The organism is Tianweitania sediminis, from assembly GCF_017813335.1.
In the GTDB taxonomy this organism is placed as follows: Bacteria; Pseudomonadota; Alphaproteobacteria; order Rhizobiales; family Rhizobiaceae; genus Tianweitania; species Tianweitania sediminis.
On record NZ_JAGIYY010000001.1, the window covers coordinates 105,722 to 118,172 of the forward strand.

Here is a 12,451-nt window from a genome sequence, read left to right on the forward strand (position 1 = left end):
TCGGTGGCGCCGCTTCCTAGAGCAAAGCCAACGAGAACCACGGCACCACCGCGATGGCGAGCAGACCCAGGATCAGCGCGCCGATATAGGGCCAGATCGCGCCCATCGCCTCGTCGGGCGACACGTTGCCGACCTTACAGGCGATATAGAAGCCAACGCCGATCGGCGGCGCCATCAGGCCGATGTTCATCGCGGTGACGATGACCATCGAGTAGTGAACGTCGTGAATGCCGAGTGCGCGGGCGATCGGGAACATGATGGGGGCAAGGAGCACGATGGCGGGCAGCCCCTCGAGAACACAGCCCAGCACCAGAAACAGCAGGATCGACAGGAGCATGAAGCTCAGCCAGCCGCCTGGCAGGCTGCTCATCATGTCGCGCAGTTGGAATGCGAAGCCCGTTTGCGTCAGCGCCCAGGCCATGGCGGCCGCAGTGCCGAGGATCAGAAGGATCGCGCCCGACATGGCCGCGGTTTCCACGAACATCGCGTAGATGCGCCGGGGCGAGATACCGCCATAAAGCACCATGCCGATCACGAACGCATACAAAACGGCAACGGTGGAGACTTCGGTCGCGGTTGCCGCGCCGCTCGCCACCGCCGAGCGGATAATGAAGGGCAGCACCAGGGCAGGCGAGGCGATCAGCGCCGCCTTGCCGATCAGCTTGAGCGATGGCCGGCGCACGCCATCAGTGAGTTCACCGCGCGCCTTGACCCGCGCAAGCGCACACAGCATCACCAGAAGCACGATGGCGATGGCGAAGCCTGAGGTAAACAGAGCGGCGATCGATACGCCCGCAACGGAGCCCAGCACGATCAGCACGATCGACGGCGGCACGGTATCGGCCATCGCCGCACCGGTTGCCAGAAGTGCGATCATTTCCGATGGCTTGTGACCCCGCCGCTTCATTTCCGGAAACAGCGCCGGGGCGACCGTCGCCATGTCCGACACCTTGGAGCCGGAGATGCCCGAAACGAGAAACAAGGAGCCCAGCAGAACATAGGACATGCCGGCCTTCACATGGCCGAGCATGGACGCGAGGAAATCGACGATCGCCTTGCCCATGCCCGTGGCATCCAGAATGCAGCCGAGCAGGACAAACACCGGCACGGAAAGAAGGATCAGGCTCGACATGCCCTCGTCCATGCGGCTCACCATCACGACCAGCGGCATGCTCGTCGTGAAGGCCAGGAACATCAGCGTTGCAATGCCGAAGCAAAAGGCAATGGGAACACCAAGCGCCAGGCAAATGGCAGCCCCGCCTACCAGGAAAATCAGGATGTTGAGATTGCCGAGACCGGTCAGCGTCGGCGACAGGAACCACAGCGCCGCAGCGATCAGCGCCACCACCGCTAAGGAGCCAACTACGTCAACCAGACGGGAGTCGCGGAACAGCTGGGCCACAATGAGCGCCAGCATCAGCAACATGCCCACGGCGATGGCCGAAACGCGGTATCCGACAGGGATGTTCAGGGCCGAAGACGTGATGTCCATCTCTCCGACCGCATACTCATAGGCGTGCGGAATAAGCGCAACCAAGAAGGTTCCGATCAGCACGAGCCCGAAGGTTTCGGCAAGCGCGCGGCGACGATCGCTCATGCGCGACAGGAACAGGGTCAGGCGCAGATGTTCGGCGCGGTCGATTGCAATCGCGGTGCCGAACATGGCCAGCCAGAGGAACGCAATGGAGGCCGCTTCGTCAATCCAGGTGATGGGCTGATTGAAGAAGTAGCGGGACACAACGCCGGTCAGAAGCATGGCGATGATCGCAAGCAGCAACACGACGGCAATAGCTTCCACAGGCCGCATGAAGCGGGAGCCGGGGCGCGCGTCGAGCGACTCGGTGGGAACGGCAAATTCATCCGCCGTTTGAGCTGCTGCTGTGCTCATGAATTCCTCCTCATATCCAGCGGATGCGCGGGCGCTTGGCACCCATCCATCCAAGCCGCTCCTCCCAGCGCGACCTCAGCAGAAGGACGTCACCGTTTCTCCTGCTGGTTCATCATACAATCCGTCGCTGCAGATCTTCGCAACCACAAACAACAAGTCATTGATTTAGCTCATTAATCAGCGCTATCAGAGGTCCATATTATGAACCAATAAGAATAGCACGAGTGTCTCGGCGGCTTTCCGCAGGTGTTTCCAGCCGCGATGCACCGGCAACGCTCAACCTGTCGCAGACATCATAGCGGCCGATGGTCTCCGCCTCCGTCGTTCAGATCAAGGTAAATTCGACACGACCGAAAGGACGGATTTCCGCTTTCACCAGACCGGGCGTCGTGATCGCCTGACCTGGCAAGTACGCGCCGGTGAGGATGACCATGCCTGCCTGGAGGTACTTTGCGTCGCGACGAAGGCGGTTGGCGAGCCAGCACAGAGCTTTCAGCGGCGGCTGAGGTGCTGCATTCACGGCTTCACCCAGGAGATGATCCGAATGCAGCATCCTTGCCGCAGTGGTGTCGCTCGCCGAGATCCACAAGGTCGCCGTGCCGAGCACCGCGCCTTCATTGTGGATGCGCTGGGCAACAGCCGCGGCCGCACTCGGATCGCGCGCAAACGCGTGGCGGACGTCCATGATCTCGATTGCCGGCAGCCACGCCTCGATGGCCTCTTCTGCATCGCGCTCCGACACCTGCCCTTGCAGCGATGATCCAAGGCGAATGGCGATTTCCGGCTCCACCACCAGATCGCGATAAGCCGCCAGCGGAAGCACGACGCCGCTTGCGTGGACCTGGTCTGAAAACAGCGGCGCGAAGCAGGGCTCGTCGAGCCCGTAGTAGTCGAGCGACGATTGGCGGTTGAACGCGATCTTGTAGCCAACGATGGAGCGGGCAGGCTGCTCGGCAAGCAGCGCGGCATTGACCTCGTCCTGGACGCGATAGGCCGCTTCCAGGGACGCGATCGCGTCTTCACGTGGCTCAAAAGCTCGTGCACCGCGGATGTCATCCAGGATGCTTTGCGCGAGTGGTGTCACGCCACGGGCAGGCCCAGATTGCCGCGCAACGTGTCCGACGCGTAGTTCGAACGGAACAAGCCGCGGCGCTGGAGCTCGGGCACCACGCGGTCCACAAAGATATCCAGCTCGTCAGGGAAATACGCCGGCATGACGTTGAAGCCGTCGGCTGCGCCGCCGACAAACCATTCTTCCAGTTGATCCGCCACATCGGAAGGTGTGCCGACGAGCCGCCAATGCCCGCGCGCGCCTGCGAAATGCTGCGCCACCTGGCGGATGCTGAGCCCATCGCGGCGCGATTGGTCGATCACCAGCTGTTGGCGGCTTTGCATGCCTTCGGTGGATTTCAGGTCCGGCAGCGGCCCGTCGAGCGGCAGTCCGTTCAAAGCGTCGGTGGCAAGATAGCTGGCAAGCAACGCCAGGCCGACATCATCGGGGATCAGCGCCTGCAGCTCGGCGAACTTGTCTTCGGCTTCCGCGCGGCTTTCGACCACCACCGGCGACATGCCGGGCATGATCTTGATCGCGTCCGGGTCGCGCCCATGGGCGCTTGTTCGCGCCCGCAGATCGTCGCGAAACGCCTTGGCGGCTTCAAAGGTCTGGGTGGCCACGAAAACCACGTCGGCCGTGCGGGCAGCAAGGTCGCGGCCGACATCGGAAGCACCCGCCTGCACCATCACCGGAGCGCCCTGGGGCGACGCCGGAAAGCCAAGTCCCTGCTCCACCGCGAAACTTTCCCCGCGATGATGAACGGTGGCATTCCGCGTGGCGGGGTCCCAGAGCTGGCGCACCACATCCGCAAACTCTCCGGCCCGGGCATAGCGATCGCGATGCGCCCGCAAGCCTTGCGCGCCAAAGTTGGCGGCCTCAATCTCGCTTGCCGACGTGACGAGGTTCCAGCCGGCGCGCCCGTTGCTGACCAGATCCACCGTCGCGAAGGCGCGGGCCAGGGCATAAGGCTCGTTGTACGACGTCGAGGCCGTCGCGACGAGACCGACACGCGAAGTCACGGCCGCCAAGGCCGCAAGAAGGCTGATCGGTTCAAAGCCTACCGAGCGCGCGGCCTGCGCTGCCAGGTCCACGCGCCCTTCGCGTAGACCCGCCGCATCCTCGAAGAAGACCAGGTCGAACAAGCCGCGCTCGGCGGTTTGCGCAAGCCTGACCATGTGGTCGATGTCGATCCCCGCATCAGCGGCAGCGCGAGGATGCCGCCAGCCGGCGATGTGATGGCCGGTCGGCATCAGAAACGCGCCAAGCTTCATGTGCTCCGACATCAGGCGCCTCCCCCCAACAGCGCCAACGCCGCGTTTGCACTCGCAACCGTGGTAACCGGACCAAGCTTGTCAAAGCGCGTCATACGAGGCCTGCCTTTTTGCCAGCGCATCACGTTGAGCGGACCGCGAACCGAGAAGTGCTCGCCCTGGTGATTAAGTGAGTGCAGCCGTGAAGGTTCGAAAAAGCGTCCCCCTTCCTTGTCGAACAAAAGCGCATCGGCGTCCCAGCTGTCCCACAACCCATCCACCACCGTTTCGAACTCGCGCTGCCGGGCCGCCAGATCAACGCCTGCGAGCCTGTTGGCGCCGCTGAAGGCCGCGAACTCAGCGTCCGCGTCGCCGTCAGCGATCACCCATCCGGCACGGCCCCGGCTGATGAGATCAAGCGAAGCCAGGCGGCGCGCGAGGTTGTAGGGCTGGTGGCCCAGGCTGGAAACGGCTCCAAGCAGCACGATGCTGCGTGTTTGAGGCGCAAACCAGCCCATTAGGATCAAGGCGTCGGGCCAGGCCTCACCACCGTCCCGCGGGGCGATGCCGTCCGGCACAACAAGCGTTTCAACGCCTGCCACATCGGCTCGCTGCACGACAAGCTGCAGGTCGCCCAAAGGCCAATCACTCGGGGATCCGCTCAGAAACAGCGCGCGCGGGAGATCGGTCGGCATTTCAGGCGGCCAGGATTGCGGTTTGGGTAATGGTACCGGTGGTCGTGCCATCTTTGTCCACCACGGTCATGCGGTCTGCGCGGGCCGCCACCATGGCTGAAAGGGCGTCGCGCAAATCAACGTCCTCTGCAATCGAAGGCAGCGCCGGATTCGGCGCCTCCCTGCTCATGACATCGGCAACTGTGAACAGGCTGAGGCGTTTCAACGCTCGATCCGCACCCACGAAGTTCTCGATAAACGCGTCGGCCGGTTTCGATAGGATCGTTTCGGGCGTGTCGTACTGCTGGATGCGCCCATTGCGCATGATGGCAATGCGATCGCCCAGCCTGACGGCCTCATCGATGTCATGCGTCACCATCACCACTGTCTTCTTGACGCGCGCCAGGATCTGCTTGAACTCGTTCTGCAGTCGTGTGCGGGCGATGGGATCGATCGCACCGAACGGCTCGTCCATCAAAAGCACCGGCGGATCGGCGGCCAGCGCCCTGGCCACGCCAACGCGCTGTCGCTGGCCACCGGAAAGCTGGCGCGGGTAGCGTTGCAGCATGTCCGCCGGCAATCCGACCAGTTGCATCAGTTCCTGGTTGCGCGCCTCGATGCGCCGGTTGTCCCAGTTCAACAAGCGCGGAACGGACGCGATGTTCTGGGCAACCGTCATGTGGGGGAACAGACCCACCTGCTGGATCACGTAGCCGATGTGGCGGCGAAACTGCACGGCGTCCACCGTTCGGACGTCCTGACCGTTAACGGTGATGGTGCCGCTGGTGGGGTCGATCAAACGGTTGATCATACGCATGGTCGTGGTCTTGCCGCAGCCCGACGGGCCGACAAGCGCCACCGTGATGCCGTTCGGAATCTCCAGCGTCAGGTTGTCCACGGCCGCGGCGCCCGTGCCTTCGAAGCGCTTGCTGACGTCCTTCATGGTGATCATGCCGCTCTTCTTTCACCAAAAAGCACGCGCTCGGTTTGCCCGAGCAAGAATTCCGTTCCAAGCGCCAGAATGGCAATCGGCACGGCGCCCACAAGCAAGCGTGACTGGTTCATGCCGGCTATACCCACGGCAATGAAATCGCCGAGCCCGCCGCCGCCGATAAAGGGCGCGAGTGTTGCGCCCGCCAGAACCTGCACGGAAGCGGTTCGCAAGCCAGCAAACATCGCCGGGGCCGCCAGGGGTATGCGGATCTTACGCAAGATCTGCCGCTCGCTCATTCCCATCCCCGTGGCGGCTTCCACCGCATCGGGGTCAACGTCGCGCAAGCCGATATAGGCGTTGATCAAGATCGGCGGCAAAGCCAGGATCGTCAGCGCCACGATCGATGGCCACAGGCCGATGCCGAGAATCGGCATCATGATCGCGAGAATGGCGAGGCTCGGCAGCGTGCGCAAGGCATTCACGGAGTTCACGGCGAGCGTCGCCATCAAGCGTGAGCGGATGATGATAATCGCCAGTGGCAAGCCGATGGATAGCGCGATCACGATCGCCGAGATCGACATCAGCAGGTGCTGGCCCAGGGCGCGGTTGAACTGGCCGGGATTGTCCGCAATCCAGGTGATGGCTTCGGTGAGCAGGTTCATGCCTGCTTTTCCCGTGACAAACGCTTCTCCATCCAAGTCATGGACAGGTCGAAGAACACCGCGATCAGCGCCGTGAGCACGCCTCCCACAATCACCTTTTCCGGATAGCTTTGATCGATGCCGGCCAGGATGATACTGCCCAGACCGCCTGCATCGATGAAGGCCGCCACCGTGGCGATGCCGATCACCGTCACCAGAGCGATCCGGATACCGGAAACGATCAACGGCAAGGCAAGCGGCAGTTCGATCTTGGTCAAGCGTTGCCACCGGCTAAAGCCCATGCCATCGGCCGCGTCCAGAACATCGGCCGGCACGTTGCGCAGGCCCGTCACCACGTTGCGCAAGAGGATCAGCAGGCAATAAGACGACAGCCCCGTCAAGGCAGGCTTCATGCCCAGCCCCATCACGGGGATCAAGAAGGCAAACAAGGCGAGGCTCGGGATCACGAAGATGATCCCGGCGAGCGTCAGAAACAGCACATAAAGCTTCTGTCGACGCGCAGAAATGATGCCAAGCACGAGCGCGATGGCGCAGCCGATGATCACCGAGAGGAAGGACAGCAAAAGATGCTGTCCAGCCGCCTCGAGGATCACCCCGATGTTCTTATGCGCCCAGGTCACGCTTCAGTCATTCAGCTGGAGTCCGGTCACGCAGGACAGCCTGTGCGACCGGATCCTCGTTGGTCAGAGGCCTTCCGACTGGAGGAATTCGGCGGCGACCTCCGCCGGCTCCTTCCGGTCGCGCTCCACCGCGGCATTCATGGCGCGCATCTTTTCGTTGGTGAGCAGGGGAGCAATCTTGTTCAGCGTTTCCGCAATCTTCGGGTTCGCTTCCAGTGCATCCTGGCGCACCACCGGCACGAGGTAATAAGGTGGGAAAAGCCCCTTGTCGTCTTCCAGCACAGCGAGCTTGCTGTCTTCGATCTGCCAATCGGTGGAGAAGCCGAAAGACACGTCGATCTGTTCGCTCGTTAGCGCGCTATAGCGAATGCCGAGCTTTGCGAACTGCACGAATTCCTTGAACTTGATGCCGTAAACGCGTTCCAGCCCAGGCAAGCCGTCCTTGCGTTCACCAAAGGTGCCTTCCGCGCCGAAGGTCAGGTCCTTGGAAGCCGGCCCAAGATCCGTCAGCGTCTTCAGCTTGTATTCTTCCGCTTTTTCGGGGAGCAGGATGATGGCATAGCCGTTGTTGATGGCGGTGGGCTCCAGCAACGTTAGGTCGAGGTTCTCCTCGTAGAACTTCTTGACGGCCGTATAGATCTGATCCGCGTCGCTTGTGAGTTCGCCCTTCACCACCGCTGCGAGGGCGGTACCCGTGTATTCCGGATAAAGGTCGATTTCGCCGCTGGTGAGCGCGGTGTGCGCGATCTGCGTTGCGCCGAGGTTCAGGCGCTTTTCAACTTCGACACCCGCCTTTTCCAGCGCCTGCGCGTAGATTTCGGCCACGATGAACTGTTCGGTGAAGTTCTTGCTGCCGATCTTCACCGGTTCGGCCATGGCCGGGAAAGCGGTTGCTGCGGAAAGGGCTAGGGCAAGAACAGCGGTTCGCAACGACTTCATGATGATCAACACTCCAGGATCAGGTGCGCGCACTCTGAAACAGATTGGCATCAATTCCCATGGGCGGCCATTCTAATTTGCTGCGGCCCGCGCAAAAAATCATGTTTTCCGCGGGCCTGCGCGCGATGCAGACCGTTTCCTGCTGCGCCGCCGAGCGGAAACTGTCCGCGCTTGAGTGCAAAGCGCCGACCTCACGAGAGGAATTCGGGAACTTGATCGCCCCGTGATTGTTCAGGGAACAGGATTAGACATCCCTTAAAGTGAAAGGCAACACCATGCAGAGCGATCCAACGGACTTTAGGTCCGGCACTCAGCCAAGTGGCTCCAGCGCATCAGGCGCACTGAAGCGCGAGACTGACGCCACGAAGTCGGCGCTGAACGACGCTTCGGGTGCTGTGCGCGAACGCGCCAGCGGCTTGGCTTCCGATGCCAAGAAGGTTGCGACTGAGCAGGCGGAAGCCGCTCAGCAGACCTTGGGCAGCTACCTCCAGAATTTCGTTGGTGCGCTGAACGCGGCCGGCGAACACCTGAAGAAGAACGACCAATCGCAAGTTGCGGGTCTCGTTGACAGTGCCGCAGGCAGCGTCGATGACCTCGCCCGCACCGTCAAGGAAAAGCCGCTTGACCAGGTGGTGGACCAATTGCGGTCCTTCGGCCGGTCCAACCCGACCATCCTGCTTGCGGGCTCGGTTCTGGCCGGACTTGCCGCAGCGCGCTTCCTGAAGAGCTCGGCGCCATCCGCTTCCTCGACGTCTTCTTATCCTTCGTCGTCGTCCTACCCAGGCAGCTCGTCGGGAACCAATCGTTACTCGCCTGGCAGCAGCAGCGGAACTGGCTCGTCCTTCGGCGCTTCCAGCAGCTCCGGACTTGGCGCGGGCTCCAGCACCGGATCTTCGTCATTCGGTGCAGGCTCGGGCGCTTCCGGCGCGTCAACCACCAGCTCCACCACCTCGGGTTCGGCTTATCCGTCGGCCTTGTCTGATGCCGCTGGCGACCGCACCGCACGCGACACGGTCGAGTCGTCGCCCTACAAGCCCGCCGGCGCAACCTCGTCCTCGTCGTCGTCCTTGCCTCCGCTGGAAGGCACGCCCGAGGTGTGGCCGGCCGATTACAAGCCATCAGGAGACCGCCGCAATGATTGAGCCGCAAGACAACCGTGGCGTGGGCAGCTTGATCAGTGACCTGATCCAGCAGGTTTCCACGCTTGTGCAGACCGAGATCCGGCTGCTTCGCTCCGAAATGGGCGACAAGATGAAACTCGCTGTTAGCGGGATCACGGAAATGCTCGCCGGAGCGATCCTGCTCATGGCAGCCCTTCTGGTGCTCTTGCAGGCCCTGGTGGTTGCTTTGAGCGAGTTCATGGATCCCGCTTGGGCTTCGCTTCTGGTGGGCGTCGTGGTTGCGATCATCGGCGTTGTGCTGGTGCGCAGGGGCACGGCCAATCTCGAGCCCTCCAACCTCATGCCCGACCAGACCACCCATCAGCTTGGCAAAGACGCGACCGTTGTGAAGGAGCAGTTCAAATGAGCGAGGAAACGAGCAACCTGGAACGTGAAGCGGAACTGACGCGCGCGCGGATTGCAGACACTGCCGAAACGCTGCGGGCCCGTATGACCCCCGGTCAGATGATCGACGAACTGACGTCCTCGCTGCGCACGGGTGATGGGGCAGCCGCCCTGACGAACCTGAAAACGCAGGTCCGCGACAACCCCCTACCACTGGCGTTGGTGGGCGTCGGCCTGGCTTGGCTTGCGCTGGGCAAGGGCACGACGCCGGAGTCCTTCCGTTCGAGCTCCACATCCTATCGCGGCTCGTCCCGCAGCCTTTACGGTTCCGACGCGGATTATTATGCCTCGGACGCCGATTATGCTGCCGCTGATTATGGCGCGACGGACTATCCGGTGACCGATGACTGGGTGGGCAGCGACGACGTCGATACCCAATCCGGTCCAGGCATGGGCGATCGCGTCAAGGGAATGGCGTCCAGTGCCAAGGGCAGTGCCCAAGGCATGGCATCGAGCGCCAAGGGCATGGCTTCCGGCGCCGGCAGCGCAATCAACCGTGCCGCGCATGATGCCCGAGACGCAATCGGCGGTGCCGCCAATGCCGTGGGCAACGCGGTCGGCTCCACGCAGGAGCGCCTCGGAGCAGCCGGCAGTTCCATGTACCGCGGCGGGCGCTCTTTTGCGCGCGGCACCTCCACCCGGGCCCGCGACGCACAAGACTGGGCGGCCGATGCGATCCAGCGTGAGCCGCTGATCACGGCGGCAGTCGGCGCTGCAATCGGCCTTGCACTTGGCGCTCTCCTGCCCAAGACGAGGCTCGAGGACCAGCAGTTCGGTGCGGCAAGCGACGACCTGAAGCATCGCGCCAAGGATCTTGCGTCCGACGGCATCCAGCAGGCCAAGGAAGTGGCAACGGAAACCTACGACTCGCTGAAAGAGGCCGCCGATAAGGAAGGTCTTACCAATGACGGCAAGCCGTTGGCGGAACGCGTTTCCAAGGTCCTGAGCGAAACAGCCGACCACGCCCAGTCTTCCGTGAAAGACCGCGTGTCTGGGTCCAGCTCTGGCTCGTCCTCCGGTTCTAGCTCGGCCTCTGGCTCCGGCTCGACCTCTGGCTCCGGCTCGACCTCTGGCTCCGGCTCTGGGTCGTCCTCCGGCTCGGGCGCGACCACGGGCTCCAACTCAGGCTTGGGCTCTGGTTCTAGCGCCGGCTCGGCTTCAACGTCGGGCTCGGGCGCGACTTCGGGCTCGGGCTCCGGCTTAGGTGCCGGCTCTTCAGGAAAATCGAAGATCTGATCAGAAAAAGGGCGGGGTGCTTGGCACCCCGCCCTTTTCACGTCTGATGTCCGCGTCGATGTGCTCGATCAAGCGCCGCCAAGCGGCGTCATCACCTTTCCAGTTCCATCGCATTCCGAACAGGTCTGGCCGTCGACCTTTCCGCTCCCGCCGCATTTCCGGCACAAGCTTTCGCCTGCGTTGGGCGTTCCTTCGGGGACGGCATCGGGATTTGCTGGCTGACTCATCTGCTGGTTCTCCGTTTCTTCCCCAACTCTTCGGAGCAGCAATTGATCCGCTTTCCCTGCGCTCACGCAGGGACGGAACAATCCACAGGGTCGATGCTTGTGCCGAGACACGAGCGCAAGGAGACAACGATGGCTGTTCAGATCCCGCTGGACGAGGCAAGCATCGCCGGCACGGAAGGCGATGACGGTTTGTGGACGCTGACGCCGGACCTGGCGTTTCAACGACACACGCTCGTCAACGTGGTGTATCTGGGAACAGCTGCGAACTGGGTGCTGATCGACACAGGCATCAAGGGTTCCGCAAAAGCCATTCGCGCTGCCTGCGCCCAGCGCTTCGGTGAAGGGAGCCCTCCGGCCTATATTCTCATGACCCATGGCCACTTCGACCATGTTGGCGCGCTGGTGGAGCTCGCCGATGAATGGGATGTGCCGGTCTACGCCCATCCCCTGGAGCACCCCTATCTGAATGGAACGGAGTCGTATCCGTCGCCAGAGCCATGGGTCGGCGGCGGGATCATGCCGCTGTTGTCGCCCCTCTTTCCCACAAGCCCGGTTGATGTCGGACCCCGGCTGCGAGACCTGCCAGCCGACGGCTCCGTTCCAGGTTTTCCGGAGTGGCGCTGGCTCCACACGCCAGGGCATACGCGCGGTCATGTTTCGCTTTGGCGTGAAAGCGACCGCGCGGTCATCGCTGGCGATGCTTTCGTCACCACAGGACAGGAATCTGCGTACGAAGTGGCGATGCAGACACCGGAAATGCACGGGCCGCCCCGCTACTTCACACCAGACTGGGTGGCTGCACGGCGCTCGGTCGAAGCCCTGGCTGCTTTGCAGCCGCAACTGGTGGTGACGGGCCACGGCCGAGCCATGGCCGGTGCGCAGATGCTGGCGGCGCTCGAGGATCTGGCTCGACGCTTCGACGCGATTGCGCTGCCGCCTTCACACCGCGCATCCTCCTCCGACTGAGGGAGCGCGTCGATTATGCGCTTCATTCCCCGCAGCCTGCATGCAGCCGCCGACTACCTCGTCGGCCTCCTCGTTATCGCGCTTCCGTTTCTGTTTGGGTGGGATGACGCCGCCACGTCCGCGTTTGTTGTGGCCGGCCTTGCTGCCCTCGCCTACAGCGCCGTCACGGATTACGAACTGGGGCTTTGGAAACGGCTCCCGTTTCGTGTTCATCTCGGCCTGGACGTTCTGTTCGTGATCTTCATGTTTGGTGCACCCACGCTTCTGGCGCTTCCCTCCGCTTCCCAGTGGGCACCTTACCTGGTTGGAGCGGCGGGACTGTTTCTTGTTTTCACCACCCGGCTGGAGCCCAACTCGCCGGCACAAGCAGCGCGCCACTGAAGCCGGGCAGAGGGACTGTCACAGTGGCGTCGAACCAGCCGGTCATATATCCCGG

The 12,451-nt window shown here is 62.7% G+C and carries 13 protein-coding genes; 5 read left to right on the forward strand and 8 right to left on the reverse strand.

Annotation, left to right across the window (positions count from 1 at the left end):
- Positions 1 to 16: 16 nt before the first annotated feature.
- From J5Y06_RS00475 to J5Y06_RS00510, 8 genes are all read right to left on the reverse strand, one after another.
- The gene (locus J5Y06_RS00475; protein WP_209333162.1) at positions 17 to 1,888 is read right to left on the reverse strand and encodes a TRAP transporter large permease; all 1,872 of its coding nucleotides are present in this window, start codon (positions 1,886 to 1,888) and stop codon (positions 17 to 19) included.
- A 325-nt stretch (positions 1,889 to 2,213) separates the two neighbouring features.
- On the reverse strand, positions 2,214 to 2,972 hold the full coding sequence (locus tag J5Y06_RS00480) for a 2-keto-4-pentenoate hydratase (protein WP_209333163.1): 759 nt from the start codon (positions 2,970 to 2,972) through the stop codon (positions 2,214 to 2,216).
- Positions 2,969 to 4,225 (reverse strand): LLM class flavin-dependent oxidoreductase, encoded by a 1,257-nt coding sequence (locus tag J5Y06_RS00485; RefSeq protein WP_209333164.1) that lies wholly within the window; start codon positions 4,223 to 4,225, stop codon positions 2,969 to 2,971. Before J5Y06_RS00485 ends, J5Y06_RS00480 begins: the two co-directional genes overlap by 4 nt.
- The gene (locus J5Y06_RS00490; RefSeq protein WP_209333165.1) at positions 4,225 to 4,887 is read right to left on the reverse strand and encodes an LLM class flavin-dependent oxidoreductase; all 663 of its coding nucleotides are present in this window, start codon (positions 4,885 to 4,887) and stop codon (positions 4,225 to 4,227) included. The genes J5Y06_RS00485 and J5Y06_RS00490 overlap by 1 nt, the downstream gene beginning before the upstream one ends.
- Before the next feature lies 1 nt (position 4,888).
- The gene (locus tag J5Y06_RS00495; protein WP_209333166.1) at positions 4,889 to 5,818 is read right to left on the reverse strand and encodes an ABC transporter ATP-binding protein; all 930 of its coding nucleotides are present in this window, start codon (positions 5,816 to 5,818) and stop codon (positions 4,889 to 4,891) included.
- Complete coding sequence (locus tag J5Y06_RS00500; RefSeq protein ID WP_209333167.1) at positions 5,815 to 6,462, reverse strand: ABC transporter permease; 648 nt, start codon at positions 6,460 to 6,462, stop codon at positions 5,815 to 5,817. Before J5Y06_RS00500 ends, J5Y06_RS00495 begins: the two co-directional genes overlap by 4 nt.
- A complete protein-coding gene (locus tag J5Y06_RS00505; protein WP_209333168.1) occupies positions 6,459 to 7,082 on the reverse strand; it encodes an ABC transporter permease in 624 nt (207 codons plus the stop codon). The genes J5Y06_RS00500 and J5Y06_RS00505 overlap by 4 nt, the downstream gene beginning before the upstream one ends.
- Positions 7,083 to 7,145: 63 nt before the next feature.
- Positions 7,146 to 8,021 (reverse strand): glycine betaine ABC transporter substrate-binding protein, encoded by an 876-nt coding sequence (locus tag J5Y06_RS00510; RefSeq protein WP_245247489.1) that lies wholly within the window; start codon positions 8,019 to 8,021, stop codon positions 7,146 to 7,148.
- Between the two features lie 275 nt (positions 8,022 to 8,296).
- Between J5Y06_RS00510 and J5Y06_RS00515 the strand changes: the two genes are divergently transcribed.
- The 5 genes from J5Y06_RS00515 to J5Y06_RS00535 all read left to right on the forward strand — a co-directional run bounded on the left by J5Y06_RS00515 (position 8,297) and on the right by J5Y06_RS00535 (position 12,396).
- A complete protein-coding gene (locus J5Y06_RS00515; protein ID WP_209333170.1) occupies positions 8,297 to 9,163 on the forward strand; it encodes a hypothetical protein in 867 nt (288 codons plus the stop codon).
- On the forward strand, positions 9,156 to 9,548 hold the full coding sequence (locus J5Y06_RS00520; protein WP_209333171.1) for a phage holin family protein: 393 nt from the start codon (positions 9,156 to 9,158) through the stop codon (positions 9,546 to 9,548). The genes J5Y06_RS00515 and J5Y06_RS00520 overlap by 8 nt, the downstream gene beginning before the upstream one ends.
- Positions 9,545 to 10,822 (forward strand): YtxH domain-containing protein, encoded by a 1,278-nt coding sequence (locus J5Y06_RS00525; protein WP_209333172.1) that lies wholly within the window; start codon positions 9,545 to 9,547, stop codon positions 10,820 to 10,822. The genes J5Y06_RS00520 and J5Y06_RS00525 overlap by 4 nt, the downstream gene beginning before the upstream one ends.
- A gap of 356 nt (positions 10,823 to 11,178) precedes the next feature.
- Positions 11,179 to 12,015: an MBL fold metallo-hydrolase gene (locus tag J5Y06_RS00530; protein ID WP_209333173.1), complete on the forward strand. Its 837-nt coding sequence runs from the start codon at positions 11,179 to 11,181 to the stop codon at positions 12,013 to 12,015.
- A 15-nt stretch (positions 12,016 to 12,030) separates the two neighbouring features.
- Positions 12,031 to 12,396, forward strand: a complete 366-nt coding sequence (locus J5Y06_RS00535; protein ID WP_209333174.1) for a hypothetical protein — start codon at positions 12,031 to 12,033, stop codon at positions 12,394 to 12,396.
- Positions 12,397 to 12,451 lie beyond the last annotated feature (55 nt).

What these genes read in the sequence shown, in the direction of transcription:
- J5Y06_RS00475 (WP_209333162.1), bottom strand. Translation starts at nt 1,888, where the DNA reads ATGAGCACAGCAGCAGCTCAAACGGCGGATGAATTTGCCGTTCCCACC.
- J5Y06_RS00485 (WP_209333164.1), bottom strand. Translation starts at nt 4,225, where the DNA reads ATGTCGGAGCACATGAAGCTTGGCGCGTTTCTGATGCCGACCGGCCAT.
- J5Y06_RS00490 (WP_209333165.1), bottom strand. Translation starts at nt 4,887, where the DNA reads ATGCCGACCGATCTCCCGCGCGCGCTGTTTCTGAGCGGATCCCCGAGT.
- J5Y06_RS00495 (WP_209333166.1), bottom strand. Translation starts at nt 5,818, where the DNA reads ATGATCACCATGAAGGACGTCAGCAAGCGCTTCGAAGGCACGGGCGCC.
- J5Y06_RS00500 (WP_209333167.1), bottom strand. Translation starts at nt 6,462, where the DNA reads ATGAACCTGCTCACCGAAGCCATCACCTGGATTGCGGACAATCCCGGC.
- J5Y06_RS00510 (WP_245247489.1), bottom strand. Translation starts at nt 8,021, where the DNA reads ATGAAGTCGTTGCGAACCGCTGTTCTTGCCCTAGCCCTTTCCGCAGCA.
- J5Y06_RS00515 (WP_209333170.1), top strand. Translation starts at nt 8,297, where the DNA reads ATGCAGAGCGATCCAACGGACTTTAGGTCCGGCACTCAGCCAAGTGGC.
- J5Y06_RS00520 (WP_209333171.1), top strand. Translation starts at nt 9,156, where the DNA reads ATGATTGAGCCGCAAGACAACCGTGGCGTGGGCAGCTTGATCAGTGAC.
- J5Y06_RS00525 (WP_209333172.1), top strand. Translation starts at nt 9,545, where the DNA reads ATGAGCGAGGAAACGAGCAACCTGGAACGTGAAGCGGAACTGACGCGC.
- J5Y06_RS00530 (WP_209333173.1), top strand. Translation starts at nt 11,179, where the DNA reads ATGGCTGTTCAGATCCCGCTGGACGAGGCAAGCATCGCCGGCACGGAA.
- J5Y06_RS00535 (WP_209333174.1), top strand. Translation starts at nt 12,031, where the DNA reads ATGCGCTTCATTCCCCGCAGCCTGCATGCAGCCGCCGACTACCTCGTC.